This is a genomic window from Actinoplanes sp. SE50/110, assembly GCF_900119315.1.
GTDB lineage: Bacteria > Actinomycetota > Actinomycetes > Mycobacteriales > Micromonosporaceae > Actinoplanes.
The window spans coordinates 3,651,113-3,669,482 of the sequence record NZ_LT827010.1 but is presented as its reverse complement, the minus strand read 5'-3'; the positions used below and the strand labels follow the sequence as shown (position 1 = coordinate 3,669,482).

Annotated in this window: 23 protein-coding genes; 6 read left to right on the top strand and 17 right to left on the bottom strand. The window is 71.5% G+C overall.

Features of this window, described 5'->3' with window-relative positions; all coding sequences use genetic code 11:
- Window positions 1–546: 546 nt before the first annotated feature.
- The 8 genes from ACSP50_RS16310 to ACSP50_RS43030 form a co-directional block, all read right to left on the bottom strand.
- Window positions 547–1,563: a hypothetical protein gene (locus ACSP50_RS16310; protein WP_014690330.1), complete on the bottom strand. Its 1,017-nt coding sequence runs from the start codon at window positions 1,561–1,563 to the stop codon at window positions 547–549.
- Window positions 1,564–2,306: 743 nt separating this feature from the next.
- Window positions 2,307–4,325 (bottom strand): ATP-binding protein, encoded by a 2,019-nt coding sequence (locus tag ACSP50_RS16305; protein ID WP_014690329.1) that lies wholly within the window; start codon window positions 4,323–4,325, stop codon window positions 2,307–2,309.
- A 55-nt stretch (window positions 4,326–4,380) separates the two neighbouring features.
- Complete coding sequence (locus ACSP50_RS16300; RefSeq protein ID WP_014690328.1) at window positions 4,381–5,217, bottom strand: class I SAM-dependent methyltransferase; 837 nt, start codon at window positions 5,215–5,217, stop codon at window positions 4,381–4,383.
- Window positions 5,217–5,567, bottom strand: a complete 351-nt coding sequence (locus tag ACSP50_RS16295) for a glyoxalase/bleomycin resistance/extradiol dioxygenase family protein (RefSeq protein WP_014690327.1) — start codon at window positions 5,565–5,567, stop codon at window positions 5,217–5,219. The genes ACSP50_RS16300 and ACSP50_RS16295 overlap by 1 nt, the downstream gene beginning before the upstream one ends.
- The gene (locus ACSP50_RS16290; RefSeq protein WP_014690326.1) at window positions 5,567–5,725 is read right to left on the bottom strand and encodes a ribbon-helix-helix protein, CopG family; all 159 of its coding nucleotides are present in this window, start codon (window positions 5,723–5,725) and stop codon (window positions 5,567–5,569) included. Before ACSP50_RS16290 ends, ACSP50_RS16295 begins: the two co-directional genes overlap by 1 nt.
- Before the next feature lie 25 nt (window positions 5,726–5,750).
- Complete coding sequence (locus ACSP50_RS16285) at window positions 5,751–6,923, bottom strand: MFS transporter (protein WP_155123513.1); 1,173 nt, start codon at window positions 6,921–6,923, stop codon at window positions 5,751–5,753.
- Between the two features lie 29 nt (window positions 6,924–6,952).
- Window positions 6,953–7,726 carry an alpha/beta fold hydrolase gene (locus tag ACSP50_RS16280; protein WP_043511525.1) on the bottom strand — a complete coding sequence of 258 codons (774 nt, stop codon included), beginning with the start codon at window positions 7,724–7,726 and terminating at the stop codon, window positions 6,953–6,955.
- A gap of 42 nt (window positions 7,727–7,768) precedes the next feature.
- Window positions 7,769–8,134 carry a nuclear transport factor 2 family protein gene (locus ACSP50_RS43030; protein ID WP_014690323.1) on the bottom strand — a complete coding sequence of 122 codons (366 nt, stop codon included), beginning with the start codon at window positions 8,132–8,134 and terminating at the stop codon, window positions 7,769–7,771.
- 97 nt (window positions 8,135–8,231) lie between these two features.
- On the opposite strand from ACSP50_RS43030, the gene ACSP50_RS16270 reads away from it, so the two are divergent.
- Together ACSP50_RS16270 and ACSP50_RS16265 are read left to right on the top strand one after the other, a co-directional pair.
- Window positions 8,232–9,071: an AraC family transcriptional regulator gene (locus tag ACSP50_RS16270; protein ID WP_014690322.1), complete on the top strand. Its 840-nt coding sequence runs from the start codon at window positions 8,232–8,234 to the stop codon at window positions 9,069–9,071.
- 11 nt (window positions 9,072–9,082) lie between these two features.
- A complete protein-coding gene (locus tag ACSP50_RS16265; protein WP_014690321.1) occupies window positions 9,083–9,574 on the top strand; it encodes a GNAT family N-acetyltransferase in 492 nt (163 codons plus the stop codon).
- Here the strand turns inward: ACSP50_RS16265 and ACSP50_RS41910 are convergent.
- From ACSP50_RS41910 to ACSP50_RS16255, 3 genes are all read right to left on the bottom strand, one after another.
- On the bottom strand, window positions 9,569–9,718 hold the full coding sequence (locus ACSP50_RS41910; RefSeq protein WP_014690320.1) for a hypothetical protein: 150 nt from the start codon (window positions 9,716–9,718) through the stop codon (window positions 9,569–9,571). The two genes, ACSP50_RS16265 and ACSP50_RS41910, sit on opposite strands and share 6 nt — an antisense overlap.
- Before the next feature lie 41 nt (window positions 9,719–9,759).
- A complete protein-coding gene (locus tag ACSP50_RS16260; RefSeq protein ID WP_014690319.1) occupies window positions 9,760–11,031 on the bottom strand; it encodes a GAF domain-containing protein in 1,272 nt (423 codons plus the stop codon).
- Between the two features lie 107 nt (window positions 11,032–11,138).
- Window positions 11,139–11,564 (bottom strand): Hsp20/alpha crystallin family protein, encoded by a 426-nt coding sequence (locus tag ACSP50_RS16255; RefSeq protein ID WP_014690318.1) that lies wholly within the window; start codon window positions 11,562–11,564, stop codon window positions 11,139–11,141.
- Between the two features lie 190 nt (window positions 11,565–11,754).
- Between ACSP50_RS16255 and ACSP50_RS16250 the strand changes: the two genes are divergently transcribed.
- Window positions 11,755–12,048 (top strand): hypothetical protein, encoded by a 294-nt coding sequence (locus tag ACSP50_RS16250; RefSeq protein ID WP_014690317.1) that lies wholly within the window; start codon window positions 11,755–11,757, stop codon window positions 12,046–12,048.
- Between the two features lie 67 nt (window positions 12,049–12,115).
- On the opposite strand, the gene ACSP50_RS16245 is transcribed toward ACSP50_RS16250, so the two are convergent.
- From ACSP50_RS16245 to ACSP50_RS16235, 3 genes are read right to left on the bottom strand one after another with little or no spacing between them, the layout of a single operon-like run.
- Window positions 12,116–13,408 (bottom strand): MFS transporter, encoded by a 1,293-nt coding sequence (locus tag ACSP50_RS16245; protein WP_014690316.1) that lies wholly within the window; start codon window positions 13,406–13,408, stop codon window positions 12,116–12,118.
- Window positions 13,405–13,947: a GNAT family N-acetyltransferase gene (locus ACSP50_RS16240; protein ID WP_014690315.1), complete on the bottom strand. Its 543-nt coding sequence runs from the start codon at window positions 13,945–13,947 to the stop codon at window positions 13,405–13,407. The genes ACSP50_RS16245 and ACSP50_RS16240 overlap by 4 nt, the downstream gene beginning before the upstream one ends.
- Before the next feature lie 38 nt (window positions 13,948–13,985).
- Window positions 13,986–14,666, bottom strand: coding sequence for a hypothetical protein (locus tag ACSP50_RS16235; protein ID WP_014690314.1), 681 nt, complete (start codon window positions 14,664–14,666; stop codon window positions 13,986–13,988).
- 150 nt (window positions 14,667–14,816) lie between these two features.
- On the opposite strand from ACSP50_RS16235, the gene ACSP50_RS41905 reads away from it, so the two are divergent.
- Window positions 14,817–14,972 (top strand): hypothetical protein, encoded by a 156-nt coding sequence (locus ACSP50_RS41905; protein WP_014690313.1) that lies wholly within the window; start codon window positions 14,817–14,819, stop codon window positions 14,970–14,972.
- Between the two features lie 64 nt (window positions 14,973–15,036).
- Here ACSP50_RS41905 and ACSP50_RS16230 read toward each other — a convergent pair whose 3' ends face one another.
- The 3 genes from ACSP50_RS16230 to ACSP50_RS41900 are packed head-to-tail and all read right to left on the bottom strand — an operon-like array spanning window position 15,037 to window position 16,405.
- The gene (locus ACSP50_RS16230; RefSeq protein ID WP_014690312.1) at window positions 15,037–15,666 is read right to left on the bottom strand and encodes a hypothetical protein; all 630 of its coding nucleotides are present in this window, start codon (window positions 15,664–15,666) and stop codon (window positions 15,037–15,039) included.
- Window positions 15,667–15,669: 3 nt separating this feature from the next.
- Window positions 15,670–16,218, bottom strand: coding sequence for an RNA polymerase sigma factor (locus ACSP50_RS16225; RefSeq protein WP_014690311.1), 549 nt, complete (start codon window positions 16,216–16,218; stop codon window positions 15,670–15,672).
- A 10-nt stretch (window positions 16,219–16,228) separates the two neighbouring features.
- A complete protein-coding gene (locus ACSP50_RS41900) occupies window positions 16,229–16,405 on the bottom strand; it encodes a hypothetical protein (RefSeq protein ID WP_014690310.1) in 177 nt (58 codons plus the stop codon).
- Between the two features lie 111 nt (window positions 16,406–16,516).
- On the opposite strand from ACSP50_RS41900, the gene ACSP50_RS16220 reads away from it, so the two are divergent.
- Both ACSP50_RS16220 and ACSP50_RS16215 read left to right on the top strand, forming a co-directional pair.
- Entirely contained in the window at window positions 16,517–17,824 is a 1,308-nt protein-coding gene (locus ACSP50_RS16220; RefSeq protein ID WP_014690309.1) for a multidrug effflux MFS transporter, read from the top strand.
- Window positions 17,825–17,852: 28 nt separating this feature from the next.
- Complete coding sequence (locus ACSP50_RS16215) at window positions 17,853–18,191, top strand: hypothetical protein (RefSeq protein ID WP_155123512.1); 339 nt, start codon at window positions 17,853–17,855, stop codon at window positions 18,189–18,191.
- Window positions 18,192–18,370 lie beyond the last annotated feature (179 nt).

Genomic DNA, 18,370 nt, shown 5'->3' with positions numbered 1-18,370 from the left:
CGTCGATCCAAAGGCCGCATGCCCGCACATGGACGATTGACAGCATCGTGGGGCTGGCGGGCCGTCACCATCTATCCGCGCCGGCACGTTGCTGACTACATGCGGCCTGCCCTCGCCCAGACCCGGACCGGGGATCCCCTTGCACGAGCCACCGTCGGAAGCTGCGGATCGCCGCTACCGCGGCCGCCGCCACCCTGCCGATGCCCGGCGCCGCCATGGCGACCAAGGGACACAAGCCGAAACCAGCCCCGCCGGCGGTGCGCGACAGCGACCACCACGGCATACCCGACGACCGGTAGGGGCGTCGGGATCACCTCAGTCCCCGTTGGCATGACGGCGTTCAGCATGCTGGAGTAGTTACCACGCCCTCGCTGACCAGGAATCGGGCGCGCTTTCGATCATGGCGCCGATCGAGCATCGCAAAGGTCAGTTGTGCTCGTCGCCGAGGAGTTCGCTGATCGGGGGATGCGATCCTTCGACGACGTGGATTAGCGGGTAGTACCACGGCTGGGTGCGGCTTACGTCCGGGTCCTGCCAAATCGACTTTCAGCCGTAGATATCCTCGGCTGCGCGCTGCGACCACGGTTCAGTCGGACGGTGTCGGCGGTTGGTTGCTGTGCGGGGCCATACGCAGAGGGTGAGGATGGCCAGGATCGGTAGTAGCGACAGGATGGCCAGCGGCTCGGCTCCGAAGAGTACGAAGCCTCCCCAATACACCGACGGGCCGGCGCCCTGGCGATGGGTGGCGGCCGTCAGGGAGCCGGTCGAGGTCGGGATGTTGGCTAAGCAGGCCGGGGCCAGCATGACCAGCGTGGTTAAGCAGAGTATCGAGTAGGCGGTCTGCCTACCCCGGTCGTAGCGTCGCATGCGCTGCGAGGTGGAAAACCCGAGCAGCGCGCCGAGCAGCATGCCGGCCACGCCTCCGGCGATGGTGTCGCGCAGTTGACCAGGTGGTTCGGCCCACATCAGGATGAAACTCAGGGCTGGCTCCTGGTCCGGGATGATCTGTACCGCGGCGAGGTATCCCGCACGGGTGCCCGACACCTCGGTCTTCGACGGAGTGTCCGACCAGTGCCGGTCGACGGTGGTGCGCACGTCGTGCCAGCCCTGTGCGCGCATCTGGTCTTCGACGGCGGCGGCGATCTGCTCAGAGCCTGCGTTCGGGGGCATGATGCCGTCGACCTGGGCCGTGCCGACCCGTACCCCCGTGCCGCCGTGCAGGCTGTGGTTGCTGTACGGATTCCAGAAGGTCGGCCGCTCGTAGTATTCGACTTTGTGGCCGAAGGCACCTGGCAGGACCGTGACCGCCATCCCGGCCGCCGTGGCCTTGTCGGGCGCCAGCGGGTCGACGGTGCGCCAGGCCAGCCAGGAGCCGAGGGCGATACCGCTGAGCCCGCCGAGCACGGCGGCGATTGCCGCGACGAGGACGGCCCGCAACCTGAATCCGGCAACCCGCCGGCCCGAGCTGTACGGGATCGGCACGGCGGTCGGCCAGAGCTGGTCGACCGCGGCGACAGGTGGTGCCCCGGAGTTGACCGGGACCGCTTTCATGTCATCGCGCATGCGGCACCCCTTCGGTGAATCACGGCTCGGTTGAGCCATACAACCGCGCTACCAGGCAAGACGCGGCCGACGATACCTACCCTGCGCACCCCACCCAGCGGTCGATGGCGTGTCACGGCGTATCTGCTCAACTCGGACCGCGAGCCGATGGCCATAGCGATGCAGGAGCCGGCTCACGCTGGCCAGGCGACAAGCACCTGCGCGGTTCGTACAAGCGAACTAATTCATGACGGTGCATGTGAGGCGTAGGCGTAGGTTGCGTGGCCAGGCGGCTAACTAGAGGAAGTGAGGTGGCGTTGGTGTTCATCCGCCGGTGACGCGGTCAGTCGATATCCGGGTGGCGACTGGGCGTCGACGATGCGGGTTCTCGTCCAAGCATCGGTGGAGCGATGATCTGGTGCAGCGCAACTGCGCACCCGCCCGACCAGGTCGATTACCGCCGCGGTGTGAGTGTCCTGGTGGGTGTCGACCCCGCCGGAGACCTCGATCGGGGCGCCATCAGGTGTAATGGAGGGCATCGTCGTCCTGTCGTTCGTGACTGGGGCAGGGCGGCACGCACCAGCCGGGCAACGCGGACAAGACAGAGATGGGGCCTCTGGCCAGGCTCCTATGAAGTCATAACGCCACGTCCAGTGAGTGCACGAGCACCTTCCGGCCAGGGCCGACGAATCCCGTTGAGGACCCGAAGTCAGTCAGGCGATGGGTCAAACCCTGGCCGGAGGTGCTCACCAACATCATCTCTGTCAGGCGGGCAGGCGCACCGCGAAGACGGTCAGGGGTTCCGCCGGGTCGCTCACGACGATGCTGCCGCCGTGCTGTTCCACCACGGCGCGCGCCAAGGTGAGGCCCAACCCGGAGCCGGGTATGCCGCTGTGCCGGACGGCGTCGCCGCGGAAGAACAGGTCGAACACGCGGTCTCGCTCGTCCGCGGGAATCGGCTCGCCGGTGTTGGACACACTGAGCACGGCGGCGTGTGCGTCGGCGCGCAGGGTCACCGCGATCGCAGAGTGCTCCGCCGCCCAGATCAGTGCGTTGTTCAGCAGTTCGTCGACGACCTGGCGCAGCCGGTCCCGATCGCCCTGGATCAGCGTCGTGGCGGGAGTGTCGACCTCGATGGTCACGTCCCGGTGTGCGCGCTCGCGCGCCGCCTCCACCGCCTGGCGCACGACCGCGGCCAGGTCCATCGTCCGGCGGTGGACCTCGAGGTGGCCGGACCGGAGGCCGGCCACGTCCAGCAGCTTATCGACGATGACCGTGAGGATGCCGACGTTGCGGTGCACCACCCGCACCATGTCGCGATGGTCTTCGACGAGGTCCGGCTCGTCGAGCAACAGCTCGGTGTAGGCCTGGATCTTGGTCAGCGGCGTACGCACCTCGTGACCGACCAGCGAGGCATACTCGTTCCTGATGCGGTCCAGTTCGGCGGCGAGGCCGGCGGCCCGGCGGCGTTCGAGGAATCCACCCAGCTGCGCGCCGATCCCGGTGAGGATCGCGGTGCGGGTGTCGTCGGGCACCTCGGGCGTGTCGCTGGAACAGACCAGCACACCCAGCACATCGGCGCCGCTGGACACCGGAATGGCCAGCGCGGCGCGCAGCGGTGTCCGGTCGTCGCCGAGCTCGGTCGCCCAGAGCGGCTGGTTGCTCCGCCAGGCCCGGGCCGGGAGCCCGCCGTCGGGCGGCAGCGGTTCGCCGTCCGTGCAGGACCAGCCGTGACCGTCGGCCGCCCAGCAGGCGGCGCGGCGAAGGACCTGCCCGATCTCGTCGACGATCCAGAGCTCCGTCGCCGCCCAGCCGATCATCGAACCGATGACCTGCACCGCGTCGGCAAGCACCTCGTCGGCAGGCTCCGCGCTCGCGAGGACCGTCGAGGTCCGCAGCTCGCATTCCTTCAACCGGGCGGCGCGCCGCAGTGCTGTCACGTCGTTCATCGCCACCACGGCGAGGACGTCGGCACGGCCCTCGATCGGGCGGGCATGCACCAGGAAGGTCCGCGCCGGGGCGTCCGGCGTGCGCATGACGACCTCGGCGTCGCGGACGTGTTCCCCGCGCAGCGCGCTGACCAGCGGGTTGCCCGCCTCCGTCAGCGGACGCCCGGCCGGGTCGTGCAGGTGCAGCCGCTGCGGCCACTGCTCGGCGGGGGCATCGTCGAGCCGGCCGCCGGCGAGCGCACGCGCCGCGTCGTTGCACAGCACCGGCCGTCCGACGCTGTCGCAGCCGAACACCGCGGTGGTCAGGCTGTCGGCGAGCACCTGCATGGTCTCCTGCTGCTGTTGCTGCAACTGCCGCCGGGCCAGGATCTCGGCCTCCGCCTGCCCGATGCGCCGGGACAACTCCTCGGTGAGCCGGCCCAGCTCACCGCCGGCGGTCTGGGAAACCATCAGCGCGGTGACGTCCTCCGGCCGTTGCACGATGTACTGCAGCTCACCGTGGGCGTTGACCAGCGGGGCGTGCAGCGGCGCCCAGTACCGGGTGGCGAAGCCGCCGCCCGGCTGCGGGACGTCGTAATTCTGGATCGGCATCACGTCGGGGGCGCGGTCGCGCAGCACCCGCTGCAGCGAGGCGTTGATCGCCTGGACGCCGTCGGCCTCCGGGTCATCGGGATTGTCGGGGAAAGCCGCGAAGATGTGCCGTCCGACGATGTCCTCGCGCCGGGTGAGGGTGGCCGCGAGATAGGCGTCGCTCGCCTCGACGATCACCAGGCCGGGATCGAGGACCAGCAGCGGCGTCGGGGCGCGCCGGAACAGCAGCCGGTAGTCGATCACGCTTCACCATAGTAAAGATGAGCAGGCTAAATCCGATACTTCCCGGACCGCTGTCCTACCCTGAGCGGGCCACCAGGAAGTCCTCTCCGCTGGAGGGCCGGAGGCCGTCCGGACGACCGGCGAAATACCGCTCAGCGAGGTCGGCGGCGGACACGTGCCGAACCTCGCCGAACCCCATACGGCTCGCGATGTCGAGCATCTCAGCCGGTGTGTAGAAACTGACGAAGGGCGTGCGCGAGGCCCGTGCGCCCGCCGTGCTCGCCCGCAGGCCGGGCCGGTCAGCCTCGTCCACCAGGTCGACCGGCAGCAGGAACGTCATGGCGAAAACCGACCCCGCCGCCAGCCCGGCCACCTGCCGCAGGGTGGTCGCCGTAGCCTCCCTCGTGAGATACATCGAGACCCCGGTGGAGACCACCACCGCCGGCCTGCCGACGTCGAAACCGGCCGCGACCAGCGGCTTCAGCCAGTCCGCACCCACCTCGAAGTCGACCGGGACGAGGCGCAGCCACTCGGGCACGCCGTAGCCCGCCTCCTGCAGACGGCGTCGTTTCCACTCCTGAGGCCCCGGCCGGTCGATCTCGAAGATCCGCAGCCGCCCGCCCAGCTCCGGACGACGCTGGGCCAGGGTGTCCAGCCCCGCCCCGAGGATCACATACTGGCTGACGCCACGATCGGCCTGCTGGACGACGAGATCCTCGACGAACCGCGCCCGCGCCACCATCCCGGCCCGGAACGTGCGGGTGAATTCCGGGTCCATGTCCGGCCGGGCACGCCAGTCGTCGCCCGCAGCGGCCAGTGCCCGCCCGACCGTGTCCGCCAGAACGTGCGGCGGCGCGTCGAGCTCCACGTGCAGCGCCCGCCACAGCGCGGTGCGCACCGCGGTGCCGTCCATCAGGGCTTCCCGCTGGCGGGTGCCTGCAGATTCCACAGCCGCCCGTCCGGATCGCGGACGATCATCTCCCGGGTCCCGTAGTGGGTGTCGCTGAACGGGCTGACCACCTCGACGACCGGATCGAGGGCGAGCGCATCCCCGTCCGGCACGCGCAGCACGATCCGGGTGGTCGGCTCGCGGTCCTGGGGCACCTCGGCGATGAACACGTACGCCCCGTCGCCGTTGCGCAGTTGCCCGGAGTTGTGGTCGGTGGAGAATTCCAGCTCGTAGCCCAGAGACTGGAAGAACTTGGCCGCCCGGCCCCAGTTGTGCGTCTCCAGGAACACGGCCTCGATGCCTTCGGTCGCCATCAGATCTCCTTTTCGTGCGGCTTGTCCAGGTAGGCGCGCAGGGCGTCGGCGACCAGCGCCGACAGCGACGAGCCGGACTCGACGGCCCGGAGTTTGACCTGCTTGATCAGCTCGACCGGCAGGTACACGTTGAACTGTTTGACGTCCGTCTCACCCACGACCCGATGCTAGCATGCTAGCAAGCTAGCGACGCCGGGGCGAGAGTCGTGTCATGGCGGCCAGCGTGACGGCCACCGCGGCGAGAACACCGGCAACCGGCGCGCGCTGCACCCCCAACGCCAGCCCGCACCACACCCCGACGAACGTGCCCGCCGCCGCGAGAGAGTGACTCCAGCCCACCATCTGCGCGAGAAGATGGCCCCGATACCGGGCCTGGCGTGCGGTCGCCTGGAGCACCGCGGCGCCCTGGACGGCCGCCGCGAAACACACCGTGAGCACCAGCATCCCTGCGAACCGAAGGCCACCGCCCAGGCCACCAGTCAGCGCGAGCCCGCAGACGGCCCCGAGTGCCGCGATCCGCGCGACGAGCAGTACGCGCAGCGGTACACCCCGGGCGAGGTACGGGCCCACCGTGGCGCCGACACCGCTGGCGACGAGCAGGGCGGTGAGCGCCGCACTGGGACGCGGCATCGCCTGGGCCGCCCACTGCGCGAGATAGCCGGCGACAATGCTGGCCGAGCAGGCCAGCAGCCCGGAGACCACCGGGCTGCCGGGTCCCACTGCTCTGACGATGTCGCTCAGCGATGCACGCACCGACCTGCTCTCCGGTGCGGCCTCAGGCGGGTTCACCGCGATCGCCGCGAGGGTACGCACCGAACGGCGGCGCAGCAGAAGTCCCGCCAGCGAGCAGCACAGGTTGACGCCGAGCGCGGCCGGCAGCGCCGCGGCCGCGAGCAGGCTGCCCAGCGGCCTGGCCATCAGCGACCCGGAGACTCCGAGCATCGCGTACACCGTGATGTTGAAGCGCACCGCCGCTCCGTGGCTGATCCGCGCGATCTCCCCGGTGAACAGCTCCTCGGCGACGTCGACGAACAACGGAACAACCGAGACGATCAGCACGTACGCGACGAAGACGACCGCCGGCCGGAGCGGTGTCGTCCAGATCAGTGCGAGCGCGAGGGCGCACGCCACCACATCGAACGCCTCGCACGCCACCAGCACCCGCCCCGGGTCCCGGTCGCGCAGCAGCCGGGCGACGACCGGGCTGCTCATGTCCTCGATCGTCTCGATGCTCTGGATCACCGGAAGCCAGACGATCGGCAGCACCCCGGCCGCCACGGCCCCGGGAATCACGCCGGCGACCACGAACGTCCCGGACAGCGACGCCAGCAGACCCGCGGCCATCCAGCGTCGCACCCGGCGGAACGTGTCGGGCGGCTCGGGGCTCAACCCAGGAAGTCGAGCAGGGCGCCGGCGACCATCCGTGGCGCGGTGTGCGTCGCGAAGTGCGACTGGCCGGCCAGCGTCACCCGGGTGACGTCCGGCAGGGTGGCCGCCAGCGCCTCCATCGTCTCCGGCATCGGCGCCCAGGTGTCGCTGCCCTGCAGCAGCAGCACCGGCACACCGGTCCCGCCCCACCGCCCGACGTCGAGGGTGTCGTCGACCATCGCCTCCAGGTCGTGCAGGCAGCCGACCATCTCGGCCGGATCCGGCGGCGCGGCCCCGGCCAGCGCGGCGAGGATCGGCGCGGGCACCCGGGACACCTGCTCGGCGAACAGCACCGCCGCGGCCGCGGGGTCGCCGTCGCGCAGCAGCTTGCGATAGAGGTCCAGGGTGGCGGCCAGCCCCGCCCCGGCCGCGAACAGCGGCGGCTCGAACAACGCCAGCGACCGGACGCCCATCGCGTCCCCGGCCGCCGCGTGCAGCCCGACCGTCGCGCCGTAGGACGCGCCGACCACGTGCGCCGACCCGCCGGCCGCGGCGATCACGGCCCGCAGATCGGCGACATCATCGGCGTACGTCTTCGGGCCGCCGGCGCGGTCACTCGGCGCGTACCCGCGACGCGCGTAGACCCACACCGCGAACCGGTCGCTCAGCAGCGGGTGGACCGGATCCCACGAATCCAGCCCACCCGCCGAACCGTGCACCAGGACGACCGGTTCGCCGCGCCCGATCCGCCGCGCGACCAGCCGGGTGCCATCCTCCACTGTGATCTCCACCCGCCGAGTCTGGCAGCCGGGGCCCCGGCCATCTCCGCATTTTCAGGCGGCGGTGCCGATCGGGTTGAGAATGGCGAGCCGCCACTCACCGTCGTGGCCGCGGCGCACCACGTTCGTCGTCGTGCCGGCCGCCTGCGCCCGCCCGTCCGGGGTGTCCACCTCCAGCGTCCAGTCGATCAGCATCAGGGCGACGTCGCCGCTGCTGAAGATGTGCCGCACGGTGTTCACCAGGTGCGGGCGGGCGGACAGCAGCCCGGCCAGGTCGGCGCGGATCTTCGCCGGGTCGGTGAGCACCTCGCCCTGCACCGTCCGGCTCACCGCCTCCGGCGACAGCAGGCCGAGCAGGCCCTCCAGGTCGCCGTCGTTGACCTTCTGCTGGAACGTGCCGGACATGTCGAAAGGGGTCATGTCGCTGTCTCTCCTCGTACGCTCGGAACGCTTCCTTCCGGCTCGAACGCTACGGTTGCGGCGGCTCGGTGCCTGTGGCGAAAGGTGACACCGGCTTGTGACTATCGGACATGACATCTGGCAGGTTGCGTACGATCCGCCCGCCGGGACGGAGACCTTGCCGATCGAGGTCCTCTCCTTCGCGGCCCTGCGCCGCATGGACCGCGCTCACCGGCGCACCCGGGTGCAGCGGCCGGCATTCCACATCCTGGCCATCGTCGAGTCGGGCGAGGGCCGGCACCGGGCCGACTTCGTCGACCACCCGCTGCGTCCCGGGACGATCGTGTGGATCCGGCCCGGGACGGTCCACCGCTGGACGGACGTCGAAGCCGTCGACGGTCCGCTGATCCTCTTCACTGCGGGCGCGGTCCCGGAGGACCCGGCCACCGCCGTCTGCTGGCAGACGACCGGCGCCGACGGAGACCTCGCCCGCCTCGCAGCCGCCCACCTGACCGCCGAGCACAACGCCCGACCAGCCTCGGCGGCGATCCTGAAGCTGCTGCTCAGCGCCCTGCTGGCCCGGGTCACCCGGACCGCTCCCCCGGCGCCGGGAGAGCCCGGAGACGTCTTCCACCGCTTCCGGGCGGCGGTCGAGGCGCATTTCCCCACCCACCATCAGGTCGCCTGGTACGCCCGTCATCTGGGCTACTCTCCGCGCACCCTGACCCGGGCCACGAGCGAGGCGACCGGGGTCGGCGCGAAACGGTTCCTCGACGAGCGGATCACCCTGGAGGCGAAACGGCTGCTCGCCCACACCGACCTGACCGTCGTCCGGTGCGCCCACCGGCTGGGCTTCGCCGACCAGGCGAACTTCACCACGTTCTTCCAGCGTCAGACCGGTGTCGCCCCCACCTTCTGGCGACTGACCGAATCGGCCGGTGGGGCGCCCGCCGGTTAGCATCGGCTCCCATGCGGACAGCCACCTGTGTCGAGGCGGATCTCGCCTCGCTGGAGCGTCATCTGCCCACCGGTCGCAACAATGCCCAGGCGTACCACTTCCAGCGGCAGCAGACCGGCGAGATCGACTACCTGATCGCCTGGCTCGATGACGTCCCGGTCGGGCAGGCAGTGATCACCTGGGCCGGTTTCCTCGACGAGCGCGTCCGCGCCGCCGTTCGCGGCTGCCCCGAGATCGGCTGGCTGGGGGTCGCGCCGGCCCGGCGTGGCAGGGGCGTGGGGATCGCCCTGCTGCAGTCCGCGGAGAGCCGCATCGCCGCCCGCGGATTACGGATGTCCGGCGTGGGCGTGGCAACGGACAACCCCCGTGCGGCTCGCCTGTACGAGCGGCTGGGATACCGGGACACGTCGATGAGCAGCGAGTCGCGCTACACCTGGTACGACGACGCGGACATCGGCCATGACATCGTCGAGACCACTAACTTCCTCGTCAAGGACCTATGAGCGATCGCCGGCGCGGAACCGGCGCCACAACCGGTCCGGCAGTTCGCGGTCACGGTCGGAGATTCCCAGCAGGCTGAGGATGTCGAACGCCGCGAGGTCGGCGTCGCGTGCGGCCAGCGCGGCGTGGACGTCGGTGTGCGACACGCCCCGGAAGGCGTTGACGCGAAGGAACAGTCCCCCGGAGGTCAGCGGTTCACGTAAGTCGCGAGGCCGCCGAGTTCCTCGCTGGCGATGAACACCGACCGGACGTTGATGATCGCTTCTTCGACGTGGACCGGACACCCCCAGGCGGAGTCTCCCCACGAGTCCGCGATCTTGATTTCGGCCGGCTCGGTGCAGCCGGACGCGCCGCCGAGCTGGCAGTTCTCCGGGTGCGGTGCGGCCCCCTGGGCCGCCGCGGCGGAGCGCATCCGGGCGGCGAGGTCGGCTGCCGCCGCGGCCCGCTCCTCGGCTTCGGCGCGCAGTTCGCGCTCGGCGCGTACCACCTTGGCAAGCGCGTCGTGCGCGGCCCTGGCCCGCGCCTCCGCCTCCGCCTTGGCCTGTTCGATGTGGTGCCGTTCGATGGCGAGCGCCGCCGTGCCGGCGAAGATGCGGTTCAGGGCAAGATCGGTCTCTTGCGGTACGCGGGGTGTCCGGTGGTACATCGCGAAGGTGCCCAGCAGGCTGCCGTCGCGGGCCAGGATGGGTGTCGACCAGCAGGCGGCGAGTCCGGCGCGACCGGCCAGGTCGCGGAAGTCGGCCCAGAACGGGTCGGTGCCGATGTCCGTGACGATCACCGGTTCCCGCCGGTGCGCGGCGGTCCCGCAGGAGCCGACGCCCTCACCGGTCGCGATCCCGTCGATCGCCTCGTTGTAGAAGGCGGGCAGGCCGGGCGCCGCCCCGTGCCGCAGATGACGTCCGTCCGCGTCAGCGAGCAGCACGCTGACCAGCACTTCCTGGGGGGTCAGGCGTTCGATGGTGCGGGCCATCCCGTCGAGCACCTCGGCCAGGGGCGCCTGCAGGGCGATCTGCTCCAGCAGCGCCCGGTGTTCGGCGGTCAGCCGCTGCGCCTGCTTGACCTGGGTGGTCTCCACGCCGATCACGTGCACCCCGGCGACCCGGCCGGCGGCGTCGCGGCGCGGCTCGTACGTGAAGTCGAAGAAGGCCTCCCGCTCCTGGGCCCCGCGGCCGAGCACCACCCGGACATCCCGCCCGGTGTACCGTTCACCGCTGCGGTAGACCTCGGCGAGCAGCTCGATGAACCCCTGGTCGGCGAGCTCCGGAAGAAGGTCGACGAGCGGATCACCGGTACGCGGGGGCGCCATCCCGATCGCGGCGAAGAAGGCGGGGTCGGCCGCCTCCACCCGGTGCTCCGGCCCGCCCAGCGAGGCGAACACGGCGATCGACTGGCCGAACAGCGCCCGCAGATCCCCGTCCACACCCGGGGTGGCCGACTGCTCGTTTGAAACCGCCGTCATGGTGCCGCCCCTCCTCGCCCGCCCGCGAACCGCACCAACCTACCGAAGTCGCGCCGCAGCGGCAGCGCGACCCGCGCCTGGCGGGCCGCGCTGCCGGAAACTCGCGGTCAGCCCTCGATCTGCCGGGGCCCGCTGCCACCGGTGCCGATGGTGATTCTGCGAGGCTTGGCCTTCGCGGAGATCGGGATGCGCAGCGTCAGCACCCCGTTGTCGTAGGTTGCGTCGAGATGCTCGGTGTCCAGGGTGTCGCCGAGGAACAGCTGCCGGCTGAACACCCCCATCGGCCGCTCACTGATCACCGTCTCGACGCCGTCCCGGCTCTGCCGCTGCCGCCGTGCCTGGACCTGCAACACGTTGCGTTCCACGGTGAGGTCGATCGAGTCGGGGTCGACGCCGGGTAGATCGAAGTACACGTAGAAGGTGTCGCCGTCGCGCTCGGCGTCGGCGTGCATGACCGCGGGCCGGCTGCTGGTGCCGGTGAGCTGCTCGAAAACGCGGTCGAGGTCACGGAACGGGTCTGTACGCAGAAGCATGGTCCTCCTCCTCCGCCATTCCAAACTTGAGCCCCCGAGGCTCAACTCAGGTCCAGGTTTACTACCCCCGGGCGCCCTCGTCAAGCCCCTCTGAGCTGGGATTATGCAACAGGCTTGACAGCGCGGGACTCCCGTTTTATCGGTTAAGAGCGGGGTTTTCTCCCCACGACCGTTCCGGAGGTGATCATCGATGTGGTCGTTGCCGCCGACCGTCGACCGGTGGATGCTGCACGTCGCCGCCAGCCCGCACGAGGTCGACGAGGTTCTCGCCGACCTGTGCCTGCACCAGCGCAGCCGCGCCGTCACCGACCCCGACTTCCCGGCCTGCCTGATCGGTCCGAAGAACCTGGGCGAACCCCCGGCCTGGATGCGGTTCGCCCGCACCGAACTCGACCGGCTCGGCTACCGCACCCGCTGGTGCGACGTCGGCTGCGTCCACCACCCGCTCCCGCAGCGCATCGCCTCCCTGGTCACGCTCGGCTGATCGGTCGGATCAGCGTGGCGGGGCGGCTGCCGCAGCGCGGTGCGCCGCACCAGCCGCCGGTCGGGACCTACACCGGATTCGCCGGGGCCGCACACGATTCCTTCACGCGCGCCGCTTGCAGCGTGAAGATCGCGCAGATGGCGATGAGGACGAGCGCGCCCGCGACCGGGGCCAGGCCGGCGGCGAACGCGACGACGGCACAGCCGTACACGGCCAGGTTGGCGACGACGACCACCTGGTTCGCCCACGCCCAGAGGGGCACCGGATCGACCCCGGCCGATCGCTCCAGGATGCCCCGCAACACACCGTTGATCAGGCCGTACGTCAGTCCGGCGCCGAAGAATCCGGCGAACGCGCCCGGGGTGCCACCGAAGACCCACGCCACGATCGCCAGCAGGTAGCCGCCGGCCAGCCACGGCAGCAGCCGTTCCCGTCCGGTGACGAGGCGGCGCAGCGCCAGCGTCGCGAACCCCCCGGCGCCGTAGCAGGACAGCGCGTACCCGAACATCCGCGAGTCGAAGTGGTGCACGAGCGTGAACACCGGCAGTTCGACCGCGTTGACGGCGGCGCCGGCCAGGCTCAGCCAGGTCCAGGCGGACGCGCCGCCGAGTCCGGTCGGACGGGCCAGCAGTCTGCGCAGCGTGAACAGCGCCGGCTGAGCCGGCGCGGCAACGGCCGACCCGCCGGCGGCCGCAACGGTGGCGGACGGAACGGTGGCACACGGAACGGCCGCGACCGGAGCGGTGGCGGCACCATCGGCCGCGGACGCAGCGGCGGCGGACGAAGCAGCGGCGGCCGGAGCGGTGGCGCCCCGAGCGGCCGCGGCCGGGCCGGTGGCGAGGATGGCCAGCCCGAGCAGGAAGCTGATCGCATCGATGATCACCAGCCAGCGTAGCCCCAGGGTGACGGCGACGACCCCGCCGACGGCCGGTGACAGCGCGAGGGTCACCGACCCGGCCGCCCCGATCGCGATGAAGGCCGCCGTCCGCTCACCGGCCGGCACCCACTCCCCGACCAGCGCCATGAACAGCGGATTCGCGATGCCGCGCAGCAGCGCCGACAGGGCGAAGAAGATCAGGGTGTACGTCAACGGCGTGCCCACGGCGAGCGACAGGCTGAGCGCCGCGAGCACCACCTGGCTCAGGTTGTAGACGGCCCGCCGCCGCCGTGCCGGGATGCGTTCCACCACCGCCCGCACGAACAGCAGGCTCGGCAGGCTCTGCGCGGCGAACGCCGCGGCGGTCGCGGCCGATCCGTAGTGCGACTGGACCAGCTGGGCGAGCCCGGTGAAGGTCAGCCAGTTGCCGGTCTGCGACACGAACGACGCGGCCACCAGCCGTCGCGTCCCGGGCGAGGTCACCGCTGGACGGCGTACGTGTATCGCGGCGCGGGCGCCGGGTCGGTGCGCAGCCGGGCGTGCAGTTCGACGTCGTACCGCTCACCGTCGTACGCCAGTTTGGCTCTTTCCCGCCCTTCCACCAGAAATCCGGCGCCGCGGGCGACGCCGCACGAGCCCGGGTTGTCGACCCGGTGCCCCAGCTCCAGGCGGAACAGGCCGAGCTCGGCGAAGGCCCATTCGGCCAGCGCCGCGGTGGCCGCCGTGCCGAACCCGTGCCCGCGGTCGGCGCGGGTCGTCCAGTAGGACACCCAGCCGACCGAGTGCCGCCGGTCCACGGCGCTGACCGCGACGTGCCCGACGATCCGGCCGGCATACGCGACAGCGAACGGATGGGCCCCGCCGGCGTTGCGCCAGTGGGTGATCCACCGCCGGGCCGCGGCCGGGTCGGTGATCGGTTCGCCGGCCTGGGTCGCCATGTCGGGGGTGGCGAACGCGGCCAGCACCGCCGGTGCGTCGTCGTCGCGCCACGGCCGCAGCAGCAGTTGGTCGATTCCGGACACGACCAGATGATCCCCTTCGGAGGGGCCAGATCGCAACCTCAGTGCCAGCCGCAGTCGCCGCAGTTCGAGCTCCCGCTCCCGGAGGCCGGGTGGCGGAACGACTGGACCGCGAGGTAACCGAGCAGACCGCACAGGGCCAGCACGACGAGGCCGACGACGATCGCGGTGGCCATGACGCGACGGTGGGCGTCCCGCCCCTGTCCGGTGTCGGTGCGCTGTTCGGGCCGGACCCGCAGCTCGCCGGAGGCCAGGCCGGTGGCCACCCGTTCCACGCCGTCGGTGTCGAACATCAGGGTGCCGGGCGCACCGGTGCCGTACAGCCCGGTGGCCGGGCCGGTCTGGCGGAACCAGCGGTCGACGCCGTGTGCGGCGGCGACCCGGCCCACTTCGGTGTCCCGGATCGTCGGCCAGCGGCGGCGCACCTCGTCCTCGGGCATCCAGCGCCGCGGCGGTCCGGCCGGCGGCTCGTAGCCGCGGGGCACCGGCTCGGCGACCGGTTCGGGTGCCAGCGCCGACCGCAGTGCCCAGCCGAAGTCCGGGTTCTGCCGCAGGCACTCGTCGAGGGCCGCGATCAGCGCCGACCGCCCCTGGTCGTCGCCGGCGTCGTCGAGCAGATGCTCCCGGCCGGTGTCGGCCAGTTCCTGCCGGACCAGGCGCCGCACCGACTCCTGCCCCGGCAGCGCATCGACGATGGCCGCGACCTCAACGCTGTCCCCCATCCCTCCATCCGAGCACACGGCCGCCACCACGCCCGTTGCCCGCCGGCGGGACGTCGAGATCGACGAGGAAACCCCGGGTCTGCCACTGTTCGGCGGGCAGCCGGTCGTACGCCAGCCGGAAGTATTCCTCCGGGCTGAGAATGCGCCTCGATGAGCTGCGCCCACATCTGCCCGTCGGTGTCGGCCACCATGCTGGCGTGGGCCGCGACCCCCCGCAGCCCGATTCCGGCGGGCACCTCGGCCGGCTCGAACCAGCGCAGCCGCACCGCCGTCTCCTCCCCCAGCGACCAGCCGGAATGGGGATGAGCGGCGTCGAGGAGAACCGGCCAGAGCATCGTGGCATCATGTCATCCGCCCCGGCCGGCCCACGTCATGGATTCATCGCCCGGATCGGCACCCCGACGTCGTCGAGGGCGCCCTCCAGCCGGAGCCGCTCCAGCTCCCGGTCGACGCCCTGCAGCGTCTGCAGGTGCTCCTCGATGCCGAGGCACCGGCAGGCCAGTTCGAGGCGGGCGTCGTAGGCGCGCAGCACCGCCGCCAGCACCGCGTCCGATCGGCGGATGTGGTCGGAGCGTCGCATCCGGTCCAGCCGGCGCAGGTCGAAGGCGACCTGTTCGAGCGGAACGGCGGGCAGGGCGGCCACCGCGCCGCTGCCGGAGCGGTCCACGACCCGCAGGCGCCGCTTCGGCGGATGTCCGCCGCGCGGTGGGGCGATCCGGCCCGGTTTCCGGGCCAGCGGCGACCCGCCACGGGACCGGGCCGGCCGGTGCGGCCGGTGCGGGACCGCCGTCGACCGGGTGCACCAGGCGATCACCATGGTCAGGAACCGGCGCCAATCCCAGCGCCGGCGTCCGGTGATCCGGGCCAGTCGCCGGTCGACGGTGTCGTCGCTCAGCCGCCGTTCGATCAGCCGGTCGAGGTCGCCGACCCACCGGTCGGCCAGCCGTTGCTCGATCGCGCTCCGCTCGTCGGCGGATTCGCCGTCCCAGGAGAACCGCATCATTCACCTCCTCGGCCGGTCACCGGCGATTCGAGGATCACGGCGACCGCCCGGCGTGCGGCCCGCAGGTTGCTGCGGACGGTCTGCGGGTCCTTGCCGATCAGCCGCGCGATCTCCGCCGGGGGGGTAGCCGTCCAGCCGGTATGCCAGCACTTCGCGCTGGGCCGGCGGCAGTTTCTTGAGCACCGCGAGCACCCCCTCGGCCTCCTCGTGCAGCGCGCTGTCCGCAAGGTCGCTGTCGGCGGTGCGTTGTCCCCGCATGGCCAGCAGCGCGAGCCGGCGACGACGGTCGCGCCGCCGGATGCCGATCAGCGCGTGGACCGCGGCCTGTCGTACCCAGGCATCGGGGTTGTCGATCTTCGACCAGCACCGGTAGGCCGAGCTCATGGCGTCCTCGACCGCATCCTCCGCGTCCTGCAGCGTGGCATCCTCCTTGATCATCAGAAAGCGCACCAGCTCCGGGAAACGGCCCCGGAAGAACAGTTCGAATTCCAGGATCTCCCCGTACGCGGGCAGCCCCCGCAGCGCGGTGAGCCGTTGCCAGAGCGTCACGACGTCGTCCTCACCGGCGGGGAAAGGCCTGGACGGCGGCCAGTCCGAGGGTGACCACCGCCGCGATCACCGTGACCGGCACCGACTGGGTGAACACGTAGACGCCCGCCACGCTGCTCGGCGCGATGCTGCACAGGGCTACGGCAGGACTGACGGTGCGGTCTCTCGCACGTTGACGGGATTCCACGGGCTGCCACCTTCCGGATCGTCGAACCGCGGGTGTGTGCTGACGTCCGTACAGGGTCAGCGTGGGCGCGCGGCGTGCAAGATCGCCACCGACGGGTGACCGGGCGGTGTGATGGCGGCGACTGCGCGGTGGCCCGGCGTACACCAGAATCGGGTGGTGAATCGACCCGCCGAGAGCCTTTCGCCAGGGCAGTTGCTGCCGCTGGGGCGCCGTTTCCGGATCGTGCTCGTGCTGGGTTTCCTGACCGCGCTCGGGCCGCTGACCATCGACATGTACCTTCCGTCGCTGCCGACGATCACCGATGACCTGCACGCCACCGCGGCGGCGGTGCAGCTGACGCTGACCGGGACGCTGGTCGGGCTGGCGTTCGGGCAGTTGCTGATCGGGCCGCTGGCCGACGCGGTGGGGCGGCGGGTGCCGCTGCTCAGTGGCATCGCCGTGCACGTGCTGGCGTCGATCTGCTGTGTCGTCGCGCCGAACCTCGCGGTGCTGGGGTCGCTGCGGGTGCTGCAGGGTCTGGGCGCCGCGGCGGCGACCGTGGTGGCGATGGCGATGGTGCGGGACCTGTTCGACGGGCTGGCCGCGGCCCGGCTGTTCTCCCGGCTGATGCTGGTGGTCGGGGTGGCGCCGATCCTCGCGCCGACCGTGGGCGGGCTGGTGCTGACCTGGGCCTCGTGGCGCGGCGTGTTCGTGGTGCTGACCGCGATCGGGCTGGCGATCATGGCGGCGGCCGCGGTGGTGCTGCCGGAGACGCTGCCCCGGCAGCGGCGGCGCAACGGCGGGTTGCTGGGCACGGCGCGCGACTACGGGCGGTTGTTCACCGACCGGGTGTATGTCGGGCTGATCCTGGTCGCCGGCCTGGCGATGGCCGCGCTGTTCGCCTACGTCAGCGGGTCGTCGTACGTTTTCCAGGACGAGTACGGGATGAGCGAGCAGCAGTTCGCGCTGATCTTCGCCGGCGGCGCGGTCGGGTTGATCGGGGCGACCCAGGCGAATGTGCGGCTACTGCGCCGGTGGACGCCGCAGCGGATCCTGAGCGGGTCGCTGCTGGCCGGGCTGGGGTTCGCGGTCGTGCTGCTGATCCTGGCCGGCACCGGAGCCGGCGGCCTGGCCGGGATTCTGGTCCCGCTGTGGCTGGTGCTGGTCATGGTGGGTTTGGCGATGCCGAACGCGCCGGCACTGGCGCTGTCCCGGCACGGTGAGGCGGCCGGCACCGCGGCGGCGCTGCTCGGTGCCGTCCAGTTCGGGGTGGGTGCGCTGGCCGCGCCGCTGGTCGGGGTGCTCGGGGTGGGCGCGGTGGCGATGGCCGTGGTGGTGTTCGCCGGCATGCTGGCCGCGACCCTGGTGTGCCTGCTGGTGGTCCGCCCGCACCGGCTGCCGGTGGAGGATGCCGAGCCGGCGATCGCGGTCGTGCACTGAGCGGGCCGGTTCGGGGTATGGGGCGGGTGTGTCGACGACAACGTGGGTGAGGGCGGCCGCGGCCGCGCGGGTGGCGTGGGGCGTGGCGCTGGTGGCGGCGCCGCACCGGATTCCCCGGTACGGCGCCGCGCCGGCCGTGGCGGTGCTGCGGGTGCTGGGTGCGCGTCAGATCGTGCAGGGTGCGGTGACGCTGGCCCGGCCCACGCCGCTGGTGACCGGGTGCGGGGCGCTGGTCGACGCACTGCACGCCGGCACCGATCTGGCCGCGGCGGCCGGGTCGGCCCGCTGGCGGCCGGTGGCGCTGCCCGACGCGGTGGTCGCCCTGGGCTTCGCCGCGGCGGGCTGGTGGCTCCGCGACGCGGCCTGATCCCGGCCGGTGACCGCTCTTCGGAACCGACGGGCGCCAAATGGCTACTTAGGGTAGTTGCAAAGCCGCCGTGAGTAACTGGCCGTCCGGTAAGTCGGGCGTGCCGGAATGCGCCTTCACCGCACTGTGACCTGGGGGTATAGACGGCGATCGGTCAATTTCGTCATAATGGCGGGTAA

Excerpts from the sequence above, each read along its gene's own strand:
- ACSP50_RS16310 (WP_014690330.1), bottom strand. The coding sequence starts at position 1,563 with ATGCGCGATGACATGAAAGCGGTCCCGGTCAACTCCGGGGCACCACCT.
- ACSP50_RS16300 (WP_014690328.1), bottom strand. The coding sequence starts at position 5,217 with ATGGACGGCACCGCGGTGCGCACCGCGCTGTGGCGGGCGCTGCACGTG.
- ACSP50_RS16295 (WP_014690327.1), bottom strand. The coding sequence starts at position 5,567 with ATGGCGACCGAAGGCATCGAGGCCGTGTTCCTGGAGACGCACAACTGG.
- ACSP50_RS43030 (WP_014690323.1), bottom strand. The coding sequence starts at position 8,134 with ATGACCCCTTTCGACATGTCCGGCACGTTCCAGCAGAAGGTCAACGAC.
- ACSP50_RS16265 (WP_014690321.1), top strand. The coding sequence starts at position 9,083 with ATGCGGACAGCCACCTGTGTCGAGGCGGATCTCGCCTCGCTGGAGCGT.
- ACSP50_RS16260 (WP_014690319.1), bottom strand. The coding sequence starts at position 11,031 with ATGACGGCGGTTTCAAACGAGCAGTCGGCCACCCCGGGTGTGGACGGG.
- ACSP50_RS16255 (WP_014690318.1), bottom strand. The coding sequence starts at position 11,564 with ATGCTTCTGCGTACAGACCCGTTCCGTGACCTCGACCGCGTTTTCGAG.
- ACSP50_RS16250 (WP_014690317.1), top strand. The coding sequence starts at position 11,755 with ATGTGGTCGTTGCCGCCGACCGTCGACCGGTGGATGCTGCACGTCGCC.
- ACSP50_RS16235 (WP_014690314.1), bottom strand. The coding sequence starts at position 14,666 with ATGGGGGACAGCGTTGAGGTCGCGGCCATCGTCGATGCGCTGCCGGGG.
- ACSP50_RS41905 (WP_014690313.1), top strand. The coding sequence starts at position 14,817 with ATGAGCTGCGCCCACATCTGCCCGTCGGTGTCGGCCACCATGCTGGCG.
- ACSP50_RS16230 (WP_014690312.1), bottom strand. The coding sequence starts at position 15,666 with ATGCGGTTCTCCTGGGACGGCGAATCCGCCGACGAGCGGAGCGCGATC.
- ACSP50_RS16220 (WP_014690309.1), top strand. The coding sequence starts at position 16,517 with ATGGCGGCGACTGCGCGGTGGCCCGGCGTACACCAGAATCGGGTGGTG.